This is a genomic window from Akkermansiaceae bacterium, from assembly GCA_017798145.1.
Lineage (GTDB): Bacteria > Verrucomicrobiota > Verrucomicrobiia > Verrucomicrobiales > Akkermansiaceae > Luteolibacter.
This window is the reverse complement of record CP059069.1, coordinates 2,824,771-2,843,852: the sequence shown is the minus strand read 5'-3', so window position 1 is coordinate 2,843,852 and position 19,082 is coordinate 2,824,771. Positions and strand designations below refer to the sequence as shown.

Annotated in this window: 16 protein-coding genes and 1 pseudogene; 6 read left to right on the top strand and 11 right to left on the bottom strand. The window is 61.9% G+C overall.

Annotated elements, in window-relative coordinates; genetic code table 11:
- Positions 1-248: 248 nt before the first annotated feature.
- Both HZ994_12110 and rlmN read left to right on the top strand, forming a co-directional pair.
- Positions 249-692 carry an 8-oxo-dGTP diphosphatase gene (locus HZ994_12110; protein QTN34388.1) on the top strand — a complete coding sequence of 148 codons (444 nt, stop codon included), beginning with the start codon at positions 249-251 and terminating at the stop codon, positions 690-692.
- 65 nt (positions 693-757) lie between these two features.
- The gene (rlmN, locus tag HZ994_12105) at positions 758-1,837 is read left to right on the top strand and encodes a 23S rRNA (adenine(2503)-C(2))-methyltransferase RlmN (protein QTN33029.1); all 1,080 of its coding nucleotides are present in this window, start codon (positions 758-760) and stop codon (positions 1,835-1,837) included.
- Here rlmN and lpdA read toward each other — a convergent pair whose 3' ends face one another.
- The 3 genes and pseudogenes from lpdA to HZ994_12090 form a co-directional block, all read right to left on the bottom strand.
- Positions 1,838-3,220, bottom strand: coding sequence for a dihydrolipoyl dehydrogenase (gene lpdA / locus HZ994_12100; protein ID QTN33028.1), 1,383 nt, complete (start codon positions 3,218-3,220; stop codon positions 1,838-1,840).
- 54 nt (positions 3,221-3,274) lie between these two features.
- Positions 3,275-3,421: a hypothetical protein gene (locus HZ994_12095; protein ID QTN33027.1), complete on the bottom strand. Its 147-nt coding sequence runs from the start codon at positions 3,419-3,421 to the stop codon at positions 3,275-3,277.
- Positions 3,418-3,646 (bottom strand): annotated as a pseudogene (locus HZ994_12090) (AbrB/MazE/SpoVT family DNA-binding domain-containing protein). The gene HZ994_12095 and the pseudogene HZ994_12090 overlap by 4 nt, the downstream one beginning before the upstream one ends.
- A gap of 97 nt (positions 3,647-3,743) precedes the next feature.
- Between HZ994_12090 and HZ994_12085 the strand changes: the two are divergent.
- Both HZ994_12085 and HZ994_12080 read left to right on the top strand, forming a co-directional pair.
- Positions 3,744-5,195 carry a sulfatase-like hydrolase/transferase gene (locus tag HZ994_12085; GenBank protein ID QTN33026.1) on the top strand — a complete coding sequence of 484 codons (1,452 nt, stop codon included), beginning with the start codon at positions 3,744-3,746 and terminating at the stop codon, positions 5,193-5,195.
- Complete coding sequence (locus tag HZ994_12080; GenBank protein ID QTN34387.1) at positions 5,174-6,568, top strand: sulfatase; 1,395 nt, start codon at positions 5,174-5,176, stop codon at positions 6,566-6,568. The genes HZ994_12085 and HZ994_12080 overlap by 22 nt, the downstream gene beginning before the upstream one ends.
- Before the next feature lies 1 nt (position 6,569).
- On the opposite strand, the gene HZ994_12075 is transcribed toward HZ994_12080, so the two are convergent.
- From HZ994_12075 to HZ994_12060, 4 genes are all read right to left on the bottom strand, one after another.
- Positions 6,570-8,123 (bottom strand): sulfatase, encoded by a 1,554-nt coding sequence (locus HZ994_12075; GenBank protein QTN33025.1) that lies wholly within the window; start codon positions 8,121-8,123, stop codon positions 6,570-6,572.
- A gap of 118 nt (positions 8,124-8,241) precedes the next feature.
- Positions 8,242-9,225 carry an alpha-ketoacid dehydrogenase subunit beta gene (locus HZ994_12070; protein QTN33024.1) on the bottom strand — a complete coding sequence of 328 codons (984 nt, stop codon included), beginning with the start codon at positions 9,223-9,225 and terminating at the stop codon, positions 8,242-8,244.
- 36 nt (positions 9,226-9,261) lie between these two features.
- Positions 9,262-10,323 carry a pyruvate dehydrogenase (acetyl-transferring) E1 component subunit alpha gene (locus tag HZ994_12065; protein QTN33023.1) on the bottom strand — a complete coding sequence of 354 codons (1,062 nt, stop codon included), beginning with the start codon at positions 10,321-10,323 and terminating at the stop codon, positions 9,262-9,264.
- Between the two features lie 63 nt (positions 10,324-10,386).
- The gene (locus tag HZ994_12060) at positions 10,387-10,965 is read right to left on the bottom strand and encodes a hypothetical protein (GenBank protein QTN33022.1); all 579 of its coding nucleotides are present in this window, start codon (positions 10,963-10,965) and stop codon (positions 10,387-10,389) included.
- A 214-nt stretch (positions 10,966-11,179) separates the two neighbouring features.
- On the opposite strand from HZ994_12060, the gene dnaN reads away from it, so the two are divergent.
- Together dnaN and HZ994_12050 are read left to right on the top strand one after the other, a co-directional pair.
- Positions 11,180-12,277 carry a DNA polymerase III subunit beta gene (gene dnaN, locus HZ994_12055; GenBank protein QTN33021.1) on the top strand — a complete coding sequence of 366 codons (1,098 nt, stop codon included), beginning with the start codon at positions 11,180-11,182 and terminating at the stop codon, positions 12,275-12,277.
- Between the two features lie 13 nt (positions 12,278-12,290).
- A complete protein-coding gene (locus HZ994_12050) occupies positions 12,291-13,001 on the top strand; it encodes a YebC/PmpR family DNA-binding transcriptional regulator (protein ID QTN33020.1) in 711 nt (236 codons plus the stop codon).
- A gap of 89 nt (positions 13,002-13,090) precedes the next feature.
- On the opposite strand, the gene HZ994_12045 is transcribed toward HZ994_12050, so the two are convergent.
- From HZ994_12045 to HZ994_12030, 4 genes are all read right to left on the bottom strand, one after another.
- Positions 13,091-14,557 carry a hypothetical protein gene (locus HZ994_12045; GenBank protein QTN33019.1) on the bottom strand — a complete coding sequence of 489 codons (1,467 nt, stop codon included), beginning with the start codon at positions 14,555-14,557 and terminating at the stop codon, positions 13,091-13,093.
- A 192-nt stretch (positions 14,558-14,749) separates the two neighbouring features.
- Positions 14,750-15,973: a saccharopine dehydrogenase family protein gene (locus HZ994_12040; GenBank protein ID QTN33018.1), complete on the bottom strand. Its 1,224-nt coding sequence runs from the start codon at positions 15,971-15,973 to the stop codon at positions 14,750-14,752.
- A 44-nt stretch (positions 15,974-16,017) separates the two neighbouring features.
- Positions 16,018-16,425 (bottom strand): OsmC family protein, encoded by a 408-nt coding sequence (locus tag HZ994_12035; protein QTN33017.1) that lies wholly within the window; start codon positions 16,423-16,425, stop codon positions 16,018-16,020.
- Positions 16,426-16,464: 39 nt separating this feature from the next.
- Positions 16,465-19,032, bottom strand: coding sequence for an SUMF1/EgtB/PvdO family nonheme iron enzyme (locus tag HZ994_12030; GenBank protein ID QTN33016.1), 2,568 nt, complete (start codon positions 19,030-19,032; stop codon positions 16,465-16,467).
- Positions 19,033-19,082: the final 50 nt, after the last annotated feature.

The window sequence follows — 19,082 nt, the reverse complement described above, 5'->3', positions numbered from 1 at the left end:
GAATGCCGGATCCAGGATTCGCAATCCCATGAAAATCAACGTGTTGCGGATTATGTGAACCATCGGAAAAATCAGGAGTCTCCATATGTTCACCGTCATGTGACATTCAAATAACTCTAATCAAATTGCGTTTTTGCATCGGATGCCGCGCAAGCCACGGCTGGACAAGCCCCGCATTTCACGCAGGGTTCACGGCTGTGAGCGGATTCGATTGGACAGGCTGGCGGGGCGAGATCGCGGCGACGCTGATGTTCGTCGTGCGGGGAGGCGAGATCCTGCTCATCGAAAAAAAACGCGGCCACGGTGCAGGCAAGGTAAACGGCCCCGGCGGCAAGATCGATCCGGGCGAGACGCCGCTGCAATGCGCGGTGCGGGAGACGGAGGAAGAGCTCCACATTTCCGTCAGGGAAGCGCGCAAGGTGGCCGAGCTGTGGTTCCAGATGTCCGATTACCCGAGCATCCTCTGCCACGTATTCATAGGCGGCGATTTCTCCGGGACTCCGACGGAAACGGAAGAGGCCGCCCCCCTGTGGGTGCCGCTGGGTGACATCCCATACGCAAGGATGTGGGAGGACGACATCCATTGGTTGCCGCTCGTTCTCGGCGGGAAAAGCCTGCTCGGGAAATTCGTGTTCGAGGCGGAAAAAATGGTCTCGAAGGAGATCGTTGAAACGCGGTTCGCGGACTCCTGAAGCCGCCGCCGCGCCGATTTCCGGTTCGACTCCGCTTTGCGCAGGTGACAGGCTTCCCCGTGTCCATGACCGCCGCCCCTCTACCCGCCCTTCCTGGCGTCTCCACGGAGACACTCTCCACATGGCTTGCAGAGCAGGGAGAGCCAGCCTTCCGGGCGAAGCAGATCCTCGATTGGGTGTGGAAAAAAAAGGTCATATCATACGATGAAATGACCAACCTCCCCGCCCCGTTGCGGGAAAAGCTCGCCGCCTCCTTCCGCATCACCGCCCTCGCCCACGCCAAGACCCAGGGCAGCGAGGACACCACGCGGAAGTTTCTCTTCCGCCTCCACGACGGGCGCTACATCGAGTCCGTCCTCATCCCCGCGAACCCTGCGCTCTACGGCGAGAAATCCGACCGCCGCACCCTCTGCGTGTCCTCACAGGTCGGCTGCGCCTACGGCTGCAAATTCTGCGCCTCAGGACTCGCCGGCTACACGCGGAACCTCGATGCCGCGGAAATCGCAGGCCAAGTCCTCGCCGCCGAGCAGATCTCCGGCGAGCGCGTGGACAGCCTCGTCTTCATGGGCATGGGCGAACCGATGGCGAACTTCGAAAACCTAATGCAGGCCATCGCCCTCATCACCGGCCCGGAAACCCTCCACCTTGGCGCACGTCACCTGACCATCTCCACCTCCGGCCTCGCCCCGCAGATCAGGAAACTCGCCGATCACCCCCAGCAGATCCGCCTCGCCATTTCCTTCCACGGAGCCACCGACGAAGTCCGGAACCGCATCATGCCGGTGAATAAAAAATATCCCGTGGCCGAGCTGATGGATGCGCTCGCCCATTGGAACTCCACCAAAAAACAAAAACTCACCCTCGAATACATCCTCATCAAGGGCGTCAACGACGACCTCACCCAGGCCGCCATCCTCGCCCGCCACGCCCGCAATATCGGCGCAAAGGTGAACCTGATCCCCTACAACACCGTCGAAGGCCTCGAATGGGAGCGCCCCGCCCTCTCCCACTGCCGCGCCTTCCAGGATGTCCTGAAAAACGCCGGCGTCACCGCCACCCTCCGCATCGAGAAAGGCCACGACATCGACGCCGCCTGCGGCCAGCTCCGGCTGAAGCAGGAGACGGCGGAGGGCATCGTCTCCTGATCAGAAATGGATCGCGTGGCCTTCCGCCGCGAGGGTGGCCTCGTGGATCACCTCCGACATGGTCGGGTGGGCGTGGATGGTCGCGTGGATCTCGTCGATGGTCAGCTCCTGGTCGAGGGCCAGCCCCATCTCGGCGATGAGCTCGGTGGCGTTATCGCCGATGATGTGCGCGCCGAGCAACTCGCCGTGCTTCTTGCCGTAGAGGAGCTTCGCAAAGCCATCTGTCTCGCCCGCGGCGACCGCCTTGCCGATCGCGACGAAGGGGATTTTCCCGACGACATATTCGACACCCTCCTCCTTGAGTGCGCGTTCCGTTTTTCCAACCGAGGCGACCTGCGGGTGGCAGTAGGTGCAGCCAGGGAAATTGGTGACCTTGCGCGGCTTGTGGCCGTCCACGAAAAGGCCGTCGACGCACTGGAACGCCTCGAAGGAAGCGACGTGGGCGAGCCACGGCGGGCCGTTGATATCGCCGATCGCATAGACGCCCGGGAGATTGGTCTCGTATCGGTCGCCGATCTTGATGTAGCCGCGCTCGGTGAGCTCCGGCTGGACGCCGCCGGGAAGGACGGGCTGGATGCCGATCGCGACGAGGCAGACATCGGCGGAAATCGTCCCGTTCTCCTTCGGCCCCTCGACGGTGATCTCGACGCGGTCGCCGAGATCCTTGGTGGCGGTGACCTTCGTGTTCACGAGGCAGCGGATGCCCTGTTTGGTGAGGGATTTCTCAAGCGCCTCGCCGACCTCCGTGTCCTCCACGGGGAGGACGTTGGGCAGCATCTCGACAAGCGTGACCTTGGTGCCGAAGGCGTTGTAGATGTAGGCGAACTCGACGCCGATCGCGCCCGCGCCGATGATGATCATCTCCTTCGGCTGCTCGGCGAGCACCATCGCCTCCTTCGAGCCGATCACCGATTTCCCGTTGAAAGGAAGCGGCGGCAGCGGGCGGGATTTGCAGCCGGTGGCGATGATGATGTTCGCGCCCTCGAGGGTCTGCGTGGAGCCGTCGGCGGCTTTCACTCCCACCTTGCCCTCGCCCTCGATGGAGCCGTGACCCTTGATGTAATCGACCTTGTTCTTCTTGAACAGGAACTCGATGCCGCCCGCGAGCTTGTCGGAAACCTTGCGCGAACGCCCGACGACAGTGCTCCAGTCATAGGAAAGCCCCTGGATCTGGAGCCCCATCTCGCCGGCCTTGTGCATGAGCGTCTGATAGAGCTCGGCGTTCTTTAGCAGCGCCTTGGTCGGGATGCAGCCCCAGTTCAGGCAGGTTCCGCCTGCGCGGTCCGCTTCGACGCAGGCGACTTTTTTCCCGTGCTGGGCCGCGCGGATTGCTGCAACATAACCGGCCGGGCCGCCACCAATGACAATGAGATCGTAGGACATGATATTTCTGGAAAAGTGCTTTCGGCGGCAGCGTGGGGCGAGGGCGGGGGATTGTCAAAGGGGGATGATCGGAAAACGCTCAGGAACTGGCGGGGTTTCGCGTAGCCAGGCCTTGAACTCCTCCTCCGTGATCTCACCGGCGGCGAGGGTAATTGCAGGAGTGATCCATTTCGGTTCGAAATCCAAGGGCGGAGTTTTCACTGCGCGAGTTTCCTCAACACATCCCTTTCCTCACGCATGATCTCCTCGGCCACCGACATCGACGTGGCGAAATCCCGGTCAAATGGACTCAGTTTGATCCCAACGGGCGTCTCGGTGACGGTCAGCACATCCCCCCTTGGAAACCAGGAGTTTCTCCAAAAGCTCCTTGGGCAGGATGATGCCTGCGGAATTCCCCAATGGAGGTGATTTTTCGGTCGTAACCATAGGTGTATTCCAACCCATGTTATAGCAAAGGAACGCCGGGAAGCGCATCCACGGACAACCTTGCTAAAACCACCTCCGCCCCGAAGTATCCATTCCCATGAAAACCCTTCCCGCTTGCCTGGCCTCACTTGCCCTCTCGCTCCCCGGCCTTTCCGCAGCGCCGGAGAAGCCCAATTTCCTCTTCATCCTCGTCGATGATCAGTCGCCCTTCGACCTCAGGGCCTACGATCCGGAATCCATCCTCGAAACCCCCAACATCGACCGCATCGCCCGCGAGGGCATGGTGCTCGATGCCGCCCACCAGATGGGATCCTGGTCCGGAGCCGTCTGCATGCCATCGCGCACCATGATCATGACCGGCCGCACCGTCTGGCACATCCCCCGCGCAGCGGGGAAAAAGAAAACCGACGGCCTCATCCCGAAGGGCATCGAGGAATCCACCCTCCCCGTCGTTTTCAACAATGCCGGGTACGAGACTGTCCGCACCTGCAAGCAGGGCAACTCCTACGAGCCGGCCAACAGGAGATTCCAGATCCGCAACGACGCCACCAAGCGCGGCGGCACCGCCGAGAGCGGCAGCGAGTGGCACGGCGACCGGGTCATGGACTACCTCGCCGGCCGCGAGAAACAGGAGGCCAAAAAACCTTTCCTCATCTACTACGGATTCTCCCACCCCCACGATGTCCGCGACGGCACCCCGCCGCTCCTGGAAAAATACGGAGCCACCAACCACACCGACAAGAAATCCCTCCCCGCCGCGAATTCGAAGCAGCCCGCCCTGCCCGTCAATTGGCTGGCGGAACACCCCTTCCCCCATGGCCATCCCGGCCTGCGCGATGAGGTCTCCGTCTCCGGTGTCTGGGAAAACCGCGACGAGCGCACCATCCGCAACGAGATCGGCCGCGAGTTCGCCTGTTCGGAAAACATCGACATCCAGATCGGCCGCGTGCTCGACAAGCTGGAGGCCATGGGCGAGCTGGAAAACACCTATGTCATCTACACCGCCGACCACGGCATGGCCATCGGCCGCCACGGCCTGCAGGGGAAACAGAACCTCTACGAGCACACCTTCCGCGTCCCCTACCTCGTCATGGGCCCCGGGGTGAGACAAGGCCGCGCACCCGGCAACATCTACCTGCTCGACACCCTCGCCACCCTCTGCGACCTCGCCGGCATCCCCGCCCCGGAAACTAGCGAGGGGCTATCCTTCAAGACCGTCCTCACCGGCGAAAAACAAGCCGTCCGCGAAACCCTCTACGGAACCTATTGCGGCGGCACCAAGCCCGGGATGCGATGTGTGAAAAAGGGCGATTGGAAACTCATCAAATATGATGTCCTCGATGGCAAAGTCCGCGAGACACAACTCTTCAACCTCGCCGAAAACCCCAACGAATTCCTCCCCGAGCACGGCAAGGGCGACCCAAAACTCACCGACCTCGCCGAAAGCCCCGAACACGCCGCCAAACTCGCGGAAATGGAAGCCCTGCTACTTTCCGAGATGAAACGGCTCGACGACCCCCACCGCCTCTGGAACCATCCGAACCCGTGAAGACCATTCTGCTCGCCATCGCCCTGGTTTCCGCCGCGAACTGCGCGGATAAGCCCAACATCCTCTTCATCTTCGCCGACGACCTCGGCTGGAAGGACGTGGGATACCAAGGCACCGATTTCTACGAGACCCCGCGCATCGACGCCCTCGCGAAATCCGGGATGACCTTCACCGACGGCTACTCCGCTGCGGGAAACTGCCAACCGTCCCGCGCCTGCCTGATCTCCGGCCAATATACTCCCCGGCACGACGTATACGCGGTGAAGAGCACGGATCGCGGGCCGAAGAACCTGATGCGGCTCGTGCCGGTGCCTAACAAATCCGGAATCCCCGCCAAGGAGTTCTCGCTGGCGGATGCCCTCCAATCCGCCGGCTATGCAACTGCGATCTTCGGAAAGTGGCACCTCACCGGCCCCGAAGGCTGCAAACCCACGGAGCAGGGATTCGGGGTTTACTACGACTCCGCGAAAGGAAAGAGCCCGAACGACTCGAAAGGAAAGATACAGGAAGATCCGAAGGGTATTTTCTCGATGGCGCGCGAGGCTTCGGAGTTCATGGAAAAGAGCGCGAAGGCAGGGAAGCCGTTCTTCGCATACATGTCTCACCACGCGATCCACACCGCGCTTGAGTCAAAGAAGGAGACCTTCGGGCATTTCAAGGAAAAGGCACCCGGCAAGCAACACAGCGATCCGCTCTACGCGGCCTGCACCAAGGATCTGGATGAGGGAGTGGGCATCCTTCTAGACAAGCTCGATGAGCTCGGCATCGCCGACAACACGATCGTGGTTTTCACCTCGGACAACGGAGGAACGGGCCAGTCATCCCAGGAACCTCTGAGGGGCAACAAAGGCTGCTACTACGAAGGCGGCATCCGCGAGCCCTTCATCGTCCGCTGGCCCGGGGTGACGAAGCCGGGGAGCAAAACCTCGGTGCCTGTCCTGAACATCGACCTCTTTCCCACCTTCGCCGATGCCGCAGGCGCAGAAATCCCCGAAGGGAAGATCCTGGACGGAGAGAGCCTCAAAGCCCTTTGCGCAGGCGGGGAACTGGAGCGCGGCGCGATCTTCTGGCATTTCCCCGGCTATCTCGACAGACCGGTGACGAGAGGCCGTGACGAAGTCTTCCGCACCCGCCCCGTCAGCGTGATCCGCAAGGGCGACTGGAAGCTGCACCTCTATCACGAGGAATGGCTGCTCGACGGCGGGCGCGAAAAACTCGCCTCCAACGATGCGGTCGAACTCTACAACCTCAGCGAGGACATCGGCGAGCGGAACAACCTCTCCAACGAAAACACCGCCAAGCGCGACGAGCTTCTCGATGACTTGCTGGCGTGGTTCGAAAAAACCGGCGCCAAGCTTCCCGGAACGAAGTGAGCTACTTCCGCGTCTTGTCCAGGTAGGGCGGCTTGTCGAAGGCATCCGTAAGCCGCGGATCCTTGTCTTTTGCCAGCTCGGCCATGAGCTGATCGCGGAGTTTCCCGAGCGTCCCTGCATATCCCGGGTCGCCCGCTAGATTGTTGATCTGGTGGGGGTCTTTTCCAAGATCGTAGAGCTCTTCCGCCGGGCGTTTTTCCCATGCCTGCCGGAGTACGAGATCGAGGCCTTCCGCGTCGCGGTTGTGGATCAGCCAGGTCTTGGTCGGAGAGGCGTCGATGTCCGCGTAGGCGGCGCGGGTGTTCCGCAGGGTGTCGGCGTCGGGCATGGCATCGCCCGCCGCTGCCGCCGGATCGCCCATGGGCCAGCGGTCGGGCTTGAAATTTTTCACGTAGAGGAAATCCGGCGTGCGCAGGGCGCGGACAGGGTAAGGGAGATATCCCTCGCGGGCGCTGCCGACGTGGACTTCGCGCCCGATGAGCGCCCAGCCGCGCAGATCCTTTTCGGTGCCTTCCGGGGAAAGCGCCGGAAGGAGATTCTGGCCGTCGGGATCGTCGGGGGATTCCGTCGCGGCGGCGGCGAGGAAAGTCGGCGCAAGATCGATGAGCGATACCGGGGTTTTCACCACGCGGCCCGCGGCGATGTGTTCGGGCCAGCGCATCGACAGCAGGACGCGGGAGCCGTAATCGTGGACATTGCATTTTCCGCGCGGGAAGCCTGGGATGCCGTGGTCGCCGCTGATCGCGACAATGGTGTTGTCCAACTCGCCCATCCGCTCCAGTTCATCGATGATCGCGCCGCAGGCCTGGTCGAAAGCCATGACCTCGCCGAGGTAATCGGCGTAATCCTCGCGGACCACCTCGTTGTCGGGGAGGAAAGGCGGGAGCTTGCCCTTGAGCTTGTCTGGATCGATGCCCCACAGTTTTTTCCCGGAGCCTCGCACCCAATCGCGGTGGGTGTTGGTGGGGTTGAAGGAGTAGAAGAACGGCTGGCCGTCTTTCCGGTCGGCGAGGAAGGCCTGGAAATTGCCGCGCACGGCCGTGAAGATCCCGTCGCGCGATCCCGGGTTTCTCGTGACGTTCTGGGAGAAGGTGCTGATCCGGTTTCCGTGCGGGGAATATTGGCGCTCCTTGCCGCGCATCAGCCGCTCGGGGATGTGCCATTTGTGGCTCCAGCCGATATGATATCCACCGCGTGCCAGCATTTCCGGCATGCCCACGATCGCCTCGCTCGGATCGGGGGCTCCCTTTTCCCATCTGCCATGGAGCTGCGAGAACGAGCCGTTGCGGAAGAAGTGCCGCCCGGTGTAGAGCGCACCGCGTGAAGGTGTGCACGAAGGAGCGGAGACGAAAGCGTTTTGGAAACGCGCACCTTCCTTTGCGATGCGGTCGAAAACGGGGGTGCTGACGAGATCGTTTGGTGACGGATGCGACGGATCCGCATAGGCCGAGGCGTAGCAGCCGAGGTCATCGGCGAAAAGCAGCAGGATGTTCGGTTTCTTCTCCGCAGCGGAAGCGGTGAGGGCGGCGGCGAGAAAGAAGGGCAGAAATTTCATCAATACAAATGCGTGGGTTTGGAGGTGTTTCTTTCGGACGAAAAAGTGCCGGGGAATGCCTTCCTAAATCCGCACATTCCAGATGATTTATTCGCCAACCCAGTTGGCGGAGGCCTGATCACACGATCGTAAGCACCTTCTCGACGATCCGCTTCGGGTTCGGGAGCTGCTCGTTCTCGATGTGTGGGGAGTAGATCGCGGGAGCGTCGATGGTGCAGACGCGTTTGATCGGGGCATCGAGCTCATCGAAGGCGTGTTCCTGGATGAGATGGGAAACCATCGCGGATACGCCGCCGAAGGGTTTTGATTCATCGACGAGGACCACGCGGTGGGTCTTGGCGACGGAGGTGAGGATCGCATCGACGTCGAGCGGGCGGATGGAGCGGAGGTCCAGCACCTCGGCGCTGATGCCATGCTCTTTCTGGAGCGTCTCGGCGGCTTCGAGGCAGTGGAGGACGGAGCGGCCGTGGGCGATGAGGGTGATATCCTTGCCCTCGCGCTTCAGATCGGCTTTCCCGAGCGGGATGACGAAATCGCCCTCGGAGGGATCGGGCACCTCACCGGAGTTTCCGTAGAGGAGGGTGTTCTCCATGAAATAGACCGGGTCGTTGTCGCGGATCGCCGCCTTGATGAGGCCTTTCGCATCGGCGGGGGTGGCCGGTGCACAGACCTTGAGGCCGGGAAACGCGGCGAACAGGCCTTCCGGGATGTGGGAGTGGGTCGCGCCGACATTGGTGCCGCCGTTGGCCGGGCCGCGGACGACGATGGGCACGTTGATGAGGCCGCCGGACATGTAGCGGACGCAGGCGGCGTTGTTGACGAGCTGATCGAAGGCGACCGAGTGGAAGGACCAGAACATCAGCTCCATGACCGGGCGGACGCCGAGCATGGACGCGCCGATGCCCATCCCGATGAAGCCCGCCTCGGAGATCGGGGTATCGACGACGCGCTTGTCGCCCCATTTTTCCCAAAGCCCCTGGGTGACCTTGTAGGCGCCGTTGTATTGGGCGACTTCCTCCCCCAGGATGACAACGTTTTCGTCGCGGGCGAGTTCTTCATCAAGTCCTTCACGGAGGGCTTCGCGGTAGGTGAGTGTGCGCATGTCTTGGGATGGGGAAAATTTCTGGGAAATCTGGGGTCAGGCGAAGAAATGGTGGCCGATCTTCGAGGCTTCGGTGTTGTTGTCGGTTTCCCAATACACATCCGTGGAGATGTCCGCGACGTTCGGGACGGGTGCGTCCTCGGCGAATTTCACCGCCTCGGCGGCCTCGGCGTTGGCGGCCTTGCTGATGGCATCCGCCTGCTCATCGGTGAGGATGCCTTCGGCGACGAGCTTCGCGCGGAACACGGCGATGGGGTCGTGGTTCTTCTTGTAGTTCTCGATTTCCTCCGGGGTGCGGTATTTCTGCGCGTTCGCATCGGCGACGCTGTGGCCGTAGTAGCGGTAGGTGTCGATCTCGAGGATGGTCGGCTTGGACTCGTTTTTCGCGCGCTCCATGGCGATCTGGGTCTTGGCGCGGACTTCGTAGATATCCGAGCCATCGATGACATCCCACTCGATGCCGTAGCCTTCGGCTCGCTGGGCGAGGCAGCCGGTGAAGGCGGAGGAACGCTTCTGGGAGGTGCCCATGGAGTATCCGTTGTTCTCGATGACATAGATGACGGGCAGTTCGAAGAGCGCGGCGAGGTTGAGCGATTCATGGTATGCGCCCTGGTTCACCGCGCCATCGCCGAGATAGCAGAGGGCGGCGCCCTTTCTCCCAAGGTATTTCAGACCATAGGCAAGGCCGAGGCCGAGCGGGGTCTGGCCGGCGACAATGCCGTGGCCACCCCAGAAATTCTTGTCGGGAGCGAAGAAATGCATCGAGCCGCCCTTGCCCTTGGAGCAGCCGGTCTGTTTCCCGAAAAGCTCGGCCATGCACTCGTTCATGTTCATGCCGGAGGCCAGTGCGTGGGCGTGGCAGCGGTAGGCGGTGATGTTGTGGTCGTTTTCCCCGCACAGCGAGAGGGTGCCGACGGCTACCGACTCCTGGCCGATGTAAAGGTGCAGGAAACCACCCATCCGGCCCGGCTTCTGGTAGTGGGCGAGGGACACCTGCTCGAAGCGGCGGATCCGCACCATCTTCGTGTAGAGTCCGATTTTCGCCTCGGGGGTGAGCGATTGGTTGATGGGCGAGGATGCGAAATCGAGGGCTGACATGTGTGTCTGTGGATTGGCTGGGAACGGTGGCTGGGTAAAGGCGGCGGCGCTTGGCGGCAAGGATTATCTTGCGCTTGCAGGCTGCGTGGCGGAGATGCGCGCTTGCGGAAGTGCGAAACGTGCCGAGAGGAAGATCGCGGTGAAAAGGAGGTTCGCGCAGGTCATGTTGCGCAGGAAGACCCATGACGGGATGGGGCTTCCCGCCGGGCCTGCCCAGAGGGATTGCCAGAGGCCGGTGGGGGTTTTCGGGTAGAGTGGACTGGCCATCCATGCGGCTCCGTTGGTGATGAGGTGGAAGGCGAGCGCGGCCGCCACCGAGCCGCCAAGCAAGGTTGCCATCCCCGTCCCGGAAAGTTTTTTCCCGATGAGGAACGTGGCGGAGAAGGCGAACGCGGTGACGAGGATCACGCCGAGCGTCAGGTATGTGGGGTTCCCTGAAATCAACGCTGGAGCAGGATAGGTCAGCGCCCATGCGCCCAGCGGGATGGCCCATGCGCGCCAGTCCTTCGCAAGCAGTGCACCGCAGAAGAAGAGGGCTGCGAGCGGCTGGAAATTGGGCAGCGTTTCCGGGAACGCGCTTCCGATGATGCGGAACGCGGTGAGGAGCAGGAGGAGCAGTGCCGTTGGCAACAGGCGGTTCATGCGGGGAAACTATCCTCAGTCGCGGCCTTGGTGCGAGGCGAAATTTTCCGGCAATCGCCATGAGCCCCGAAACCCAAAAAATGTGCCTGATTTCCGCGCCACCACCATATCTTGTGGCCGGGGCTGGAATATTCTTGGTTTTCCCGTGACTGCGGGCTTGCCAATGAGGTCTGGAAACCGAAACTCTTGGCAAGCGCATCCGTGCCTTTTCCCTATGAAGTTCAAGATCTCAAAAGACGTTTTCCTAGAAGGTTTGCAGAAAGTGCAGCACGTCGTCAGCTCCCGCACCACCCTTCCCATCCTATCGAACGTCCTGCTTGTCGCAAAGGACGGGCGGCTGGTTTTCACCACAACCGACCTTGATGTCGGCATCACCGGCTCGGTAGAGGCATCCATCGACAAGGAAGGCGCGACCACGCTTCCCGCCAAGCGCCTCGTGAGCATCGTCAAGGAACTCCCTTCCAGCGAGGTCGAGGTAAGCGTCGATGCGAAAAACTACGCCACGATCAAGAGCGGCCCGTCCACTTTCAAGATCATCGGGCTGAGCGATTCCGAGTTCCCGCCGCTCCCTGACTTTGCCGGTGCGAAGACCTTCAGGATCCCGCAGGCGGATCTGAAAAGCGGCCTGAAGAAGACCGCGTTCGCGATCTCCACGGATGAGACGCGCTACGTGCTCAACGGCATCTTCGCTTCCTTCCGCGAGGGCAAGCTCGCCCTCGTCGCCACGGACGGCCGCCGTCTCGCCATGGCGGACATGGATCTCGAGTTCCCCGCCTCCCACGAGACGGATGTGATCATACCTTCCAAGGCGGTGGCGGAAATCCAGCGCCTGCTCGGGGATTCCGGCGAGGTGGAGGTGAAGCTCAGCGACAGCCAGATCTCCTTCACCGTGGGAGATACCTTCCTCGCCTCCAAGCTCATCGAGGGCAACTACCCGAACTACCGTCAGGTCATCCCGGGCGACAGCAACGAGCGCGTCATCATCTCCCGCGAGCATCTGCTTGAAACCACCCGCCGCGTCTCCCTGCTCTCCTCCGACAAGTCGAACTCGGTGAAACTCATCTTCACGGAAAACCAGATCGAGGTCACCGCGAACTCCCCGGATGTCGGAGAGGCGCAGGAAACCCTTGAGGTCGGTTACACCGGCCCGGACATGCAGATCGCGTTCAACCCGGAGTTCCTCCAGGCGCCGCTGCGCGCGCTGGACACCGACAACGTCTACCTCGACCTCATCGACGAGATGAGCCCCGGGGTGCTCCGCATCGACGGCTCCTTCCTCTACGTGCTCATGCCAATGCGCGTGACCAACTGATTTCCACGGCATCATGGGCAGGGCGTTCGAGTGCAGGAGACGGGCCAAGGAGTCGCGCTGGGCGACGATGTCCAAGGTTTTCCCGAAGCTATCCAGATCCATCACCCTAGCCGCCAAGGCCGGCGGGCCGGATCCGGAATCCAACGCCTCGCTTCGTGTCGCGATCCAAAACGCGAAGGCGGCGAACCTCTCCAAGGAAAACATCGAGAACGCAATCAAGCGGGCATCCGGCCACGATGCCGCGGACATCACCGAGGTCGCCTACGAGGCGAAGGGGCCGCACGGCGCGCTGTTCTACATCGAGTGCGCCACGGACAACACGAACCGATCCGTAGGCAACCTCAAGGTCATCCTCGGGAAAAACGGCGGCGAGATCGTGCCGAGCGGTGCGCTGAACTTCATGTTCAACCGCAAGACCGTCATTGAGTTCCCGGTTCCGGAAGGCAAGGATCTCGAGGAGCTCGAGTTCGAGCTGATCGACGCAGGTCTTGAGGAAATGTCGGTGGACGAAGGGATCGTTTCATTGATCGGCGACTACACCTCCTTCAACAGCCTGAACGCCGCTGTCGAGGCGATGGGAATCGCCACCACGAAATCCGGACTGCAGCGCCTGCCCACCCAACCCATCGAGCTGACCGAAGCGCAGATGGAGGATGTGGAGGCCCTGCTCGACAAGATCGAGGACGATGATGACGTTCAGGACGTCTACACGAACCTCGGCTGATCCGCCGCAGGGAAAGTTGCCAATGAGAAAGGCCGCACGACCTTATGGGGTGCGGCCTGTCTGTGAGGAAGCCAGGGGGCTTGCCCTGTTCAGTTGAGCGGAACGACCTTGGTGCGGAAGAATCCCCCGACATCCTGGTTCGTCCCGGAGCCGGTGACTTTCAGCTCCTTCGCGGTTTCCGTGACCACCCAGGAAGGGTTGCCTGCGGAGACCGTTTGCCAGGTGTTCATGTCCTTGCTGTATTCGATGGTGTATTTCAGCTTGGGGACGGGATTCGTAAGTTTCGTCACGGAGTATTGCAGGGCGGAAGAGGATGTCTCATCGGCAGCCATGCGGGTGGCCGGAGTGCCGGTGCTGCTGACCACCTTGACCCCTGGGGATCCCGGTGTGCTGTTCCTGTCCGCAGGATTCGATCCGAAGGTCCACTCCGCGAAATTGCTGAATCCGTCACCGTCGAAGTCGTAATCCGCAGCCCGCTCGGCGGCAGTCGCGTTGGCTGGCAATGCGGCTGCGATCGCGCCGAAAAACGGGTTGATTACTTTCACGGGGAGCCTGAAACGGCGTGTCGAATTCTCGTAGGCGACAGGGCTGGTGGGGCGGAAAATCGCAAGCTCCAGGTCGATGATGCCGGTTTGTCCCGGATCGATGAAATTCGGCGGGATGATGTAGCTAGTGTCGAGGGGGCTCGGCAGTAGAACCCGGCTTGCGCTCGACCCGACGAAATTGGGGAAGATCGCCACCGTGGGGTTGGGCGACCCATCAGGGAGAAACGGGCCTTGGCCGTCGTATTGCACGGGATCCGAGAGGGGGTCGGTGGGATCCGCGAGAGGTTTGATCGAGAAGAAAAGGTTGTCTACGCCTGGGGCGATGAGGTTATTCACGTTGCCCTCCCAGCTGACCACATTGAGATCGAAGGGATTGAGGACGGCGAAGCCATCGTCGTAGGTGAGGTTGAGGAAACGCAAGCCCTGCCTCTGGCTGTTGATCTTGCGGTAACCGTCCAGTTTCGGGAACTGGTTGATGGTCAGAACCACGGGTTTGGTAGGATTGATGATGCTGGCGAAGTTGTAAATGTAGGTGCCTGGCACGATTTCGCCGTCGAAGAGGCTGCGATCCGCAGCGGTGTATCCGCGGGTGAAACTATAGCGGGATATGAAGTATTGGCGGATGAGGGGTGTCTGGAGGTTGTAGAAAACGCTGAGGCTAAGATCCGTGAAGCCACCGAGCGGGCGGGGCAGCAAAGAGGGTGGCGCGGAATTGAGGCGTGCCGCATTCGCATCGAAGGGCTTGAGCACGGATGCCGAGGAGATGCCGGTGATGCTGAAGTAGGGGCCGCGGCCGCGCAGCAGGGGATCGTTGTCTATTCCACGCGAGATGTATCCTGTCGCGCCGAGTGGACAGATCGGGCTTGGGGTATAGAAAAGGAAGGAGTGGCAACCATCGAAGAACGCCTCGCCGTCACGCACATCCATGTCGAAGGTGCCGCCATCGAAAGTCACATCGACAGGATTCTGGCGGTAATTCCCCGTGGAATCGGTGGTGAACTCGAAAACCACGGTGTTCTGTCCATGGACGAACCCTGCTCCGACTAGTAATGAGGAGAAAAGCAGAAGGTTTTTAAAAATTTGCACGACCCCAACTTCGCCGTTCGAACCTCCACTTACAAGAGAAATTTTCGGGGCGGTCGCTGATTTTTTGCAATACCATGTAATTGCAAGGGCGCCGGCAAGCGCGGAGCGCACCTGGGCCTAGGCGACGAGGAAGTCCGCGGCGTCTTCCGGTGACAGCTCGACAAACTGCCAGGGGAGCCCGTAGGCGTTGAGATCCGCCATGAAGGCATCTGGGTCGTGCTGCTCGATGTTCCAGACGCCGGGCTTGTCCCATCCGCCTTCGAGCATCTGCTTTGCCCCTATCATTGCCGGAACCCCGGTGGTGTAGGAGATCGCCTGGGAGCCGACCTCCGCGAAGCATTTCTCGTGATCGCAGATGTTGTAGATGTAGATCGCCTTGGGCTGGCCGCCTTTCACGCCGGTGATGACATTGCCGATGCAGGTCTTGCCTTTCGTGGTCTCGCCGAGATCGCCGGGGTTCGGCAGGACGGCCTTGAGGAACTGGAGGGGCACGATTTTCACGCCGTTGTATTCCACCTCGTCGATGCGGGTCATGCCGACGTTCTGGAGCACCTGCAGGTGGTTGATGTAGTTTTGCGAAAAGCTCATCCAGAACTGGGCGCGCTTGATCGTGGGGATGTGCCTCACAAGGGATTCGAGCTCCTCATGGTACATACGGTAGATCTCGTAGGTGCCGACCCCGTCCGGGCAGGTGAAGGGCTGGTGCTTGGACATCGGGGCGGTCTCGACGAATTTCCCGTCCTCCCAGTGGCGGCACTCGGCGGTCACCTCGCGGATGTTGATCTCCGGGTTGAAATTCGTGGCGAAGGCGCGGCCGTGGTCTCCGCCGTTCACGTCGATGATGTCGAGCGTGTGGATCTCGTCGAAATGGTGCTTCAGCGCCCAGGCGGTGAAGACGTTGGTGACGCCGGGATCGAAGCCCGAGCCGAGCAACGCGGAAAGACCGGCCTTTTCGAACTTTTCCTGATAGGCCCACTGCCAGGAATACTCGAACTTCGCGACATCGAGCGGCTCGTAGTTCGCGGTGTCCATGTAGTGGATGCCTGCTTTGAGGCAAGCGTCCATGAGGTTGAGATCCTGGTATGGGAGGGCGACGTTGATGAGGAGTTTTGCTCCGGTTTTTGCGATGAGGGCGGCGGTTTCATCGGAGTTGTCGGCATCCACCTTGGCGGTGATGATGTCACGGCCGGTGCGGGCTTTCACGGATGCGGCGATATCGTCGCATTTGGAAAGGGTGCGGGATGCGAGGGTGATCTCGCCGAATACTTCCGGGAGCATGGCGCATTTGTGGGCGACGACGCTTCCGACCCCGCCGGCTCCGATGATGAGGACTTTGTGCATGTTCGGGGGATTCGTGGCGCGGTTCCGGGGCAAAGGCAAGGATTTCACGCCCAGATCCAGTTGAATGCCATCTCGATGTCAGGGTGGAGGGAGTGGTGGACGGGGCAGCCGCGGGCGGCGCTTTCGAGGAGCTTGCGCTCGGGGTGGGTTTGCGGGAGCGGCATGAGTATGTCCACCTCGAGCCTGGCGATGCGGCGCGGCGCGTCCTCCGACATGTGCTTGCGCACCTCGATCTCCATTCCATCCAGGGGGATGCCCTTCCGTTCCGCGACGATGCCCATGACGGTGGCCATGCATGCGCCGAGTGCGGTGGCGACGAGATCGGTGGGGGAAAAGGCCTCGCCCTTGCCGTTGTTGTCCAGCGGGGCGTCGGTCTGGATCGTGTTTCCGGAAGGGGCGTGGGTGGCGGAGCAGCGGAGGCCGCCCTGGTAGCTGAGGTTGATTGTGACCATTGGATGTTTTGTTGGATGAAATCGGCGGCGGTATGCTGCCTAGTCTTTGGGGGCTTCCGGCACATCGAGGGGATTGACCGCCGGCTCGATTTTCGAGAGGACGATGCGGAAGCCATAGTACGAACTGTGGACGGAGGATGGCACCGGGTTGCGCCAGCCGACGAGGAGGTTCTCGCGGACGTAGGTGTTCCAGCCCCCGCCGCGGACGACGCCGAGCGAACTCGTCTCGGTGGTGGAGATGTCATCCGAGACCCACTCGTGGACGTTTCCGCTGATGTCGTGAAGCCCGAGCTCATTGGGTGGGAAAGAGCCCACCGGCGCCGTGCGGGGGTGGCCGTCGCCGTAGCCGGGGATGACTCGCTCCACGCTTACACCGGGAAGCTCCGCCGCCGAAGAGTCCGCGTAGTTGGCAAAGGCCTCGGGCGGCGGCCATTTCGTCCCCCACGCATAGAGCTTGGGCTTGTTCGCATCGCGCTGGCCCGGGCCCTCGCCGACCTCGAATTCGAGGCCGGCCATGCGGCTCCACTCGGCATCGGTGGGCAGGCGGTAGCGGTGGGATTGGGCGATTCGTTCCTCGGCGCGCTCCCGCTCCGTGAGCCAGTCGCAGAACGCGGCGGCTTCCGCGCGGGAAACATAGATCACGGGGTGATCCGGCTGCTGGTCGAAATCCGGCTGCCGGGGCGCTTCCGCACCCCCTCTCCTGACAAAGACCGAGTAGTCCCTGGCCCGGGTTTCCCATGTGGAAACAAGAAGGTCGGGCCCCATCGGCTCGAAGCGCATGCCGATGCCATTCTGCCAGGGCTTGCCGAAAACGGCGCCGGAGTTTTTATCGAGTTTTGCGGAAAGCGGCAGGTTCTGGCCGGCTGTGACCTCGGCGCGGAGGGTGAGGGGCTTGTAGCCTTCCAGGACGATGAGCAGCTCCACGGTGCCCGGTTTCACCTTGGGGATGAGGAGGGTGTGCTCCGTCGCCCCGGCCGCGATCCCGTTCATGTACACCTCCGCGCCGGGAGGGTCGGTGGTGAGCTGGACGCTGCCATAGCTGTATTCGCGCACGACGGTCCGGAAGGGGCGCAGCTGCTCGCGGATGGCCCTTTCGCCCATGGCGGGATCCGAGAAGGAGCGGTCGATGAGCGAGGTCACCTCGTGATCCGTGGTCAGGAAGCCTTCGCGTATGCCGCCGGCGCGCACCCAATCGCAGAAAGCGATGATTTCCGGCCCCGAGGTCAGGACGATCTTGTGGGGTTTCCCGTTTTCGGTGACGTTGATATATTCGGCCACGTTGGCGGGGCGCTTGGAGGATGTCAGGAAATCCTTCCAGATCCTCTCGCCGACATAGCCGGAGCTGATGTGCCCCTCGCCGTCGGGAAGGTAGGTCACGCCGAGGTGATCTTCCCATTTCTCGCCTGGCACGGGTGGGGAAAAATTCTGGAGCTCGCCGTAAACCAGCATGGGTTCGCGCACCGATTCCTCGGTCACCGTGGCGGTGATGGCGAGCGTTCGGTAGCCTTTCTTGCGGATCACATAGGAGAGCTCGCTGCCGACCTTGGCGCGTATCGTGGAGGTGGGAGTGATGCCGACGAGCGTCTCATCCGAGTCGAAGACCTCCGCGCCTTCCGGGGAGGTGACCACGCGGATCAGGCCTTCCGCCACCTCCGCGGCGGGCGGTGCCGGCTTGTTCCACGGCATCAGCGAGCTGTCCTTGAGCGCGATCCAGGAAGCCCATGCGGCGAAGCCGGTGAGCACGGCGGTCGTGGCCCAGATGGAGAATCCGCGGCGGCGGCGCTTGCCGCGCTGGAGGTTGTGGAGGGCGCTGGCAAGCCCCGCAGCGGTGGTGATCCTGCGCTTGCTGATGCGCGGCTCGCAGATGTCGCAGACGATCCTGTTGAGTTCGAGCCAGCGCCTGCGCTCCAGGCCGGTGGGCGGCTCGTCGGGCAGCTCCGGAAAATCCAGGCGGTCTTTTCCGGTGGCGATCTCGTAGAGCACTTTTCCGAGCGAATAGACATCCGCCTGCGCGGAGCCCGGCCCCTCCGGCGGCACGAAGCCCTCGGTGCCGACGAAGGTGCGCTGGTCGCGCGCGGCGACCAGCCCGATGTCGGCGAGCTTCGCCTTGCCGTTGACGAAAATCACGTTGGAGGGCTTCACGTCTCGGTGGGCGAGGTTGCGCTCATGGAGGTGGCCCAGCGCTTCCGCGAGGCGTACGCCGACATCGATGCACAGTGCGGTGTCGAGCCGCACCGCCGCGCTGCCGTCGCCGCGCAGGGTGCGCGCCTCGTACTCGATGGGGTTGATTTCCTGGCCGGTGCGGACATCGTCGCCCAGCTCCATGACGTAGTAGTAGAAAGAGGTGCCGTCCGGGCTGCGTCCGACGTGGAGGATGTTGACCAGGCCGGGGTGGTCGCGCGAAATCGGCTCGAATTTCAGGATGCCCTCGAACTCGCGCTCGAAGGTGCGCTCGTCATCGAAGTCCTCGCGGTAGACGACCTTGACGGCGCGCATCGCGCCGGTGACGCCCCGCGCCATCCATACCTCGCCGTATGCCCCGCCGCCGATCTTGCGGAGGACATCGTGGTCCGGGATGCTGGGATGTGTCCTGTGCGGCGCGGCCATAAGGGGGGAAAACTTTAAACCTTAAATTTCAAACCTCAAAAAGAGGCATG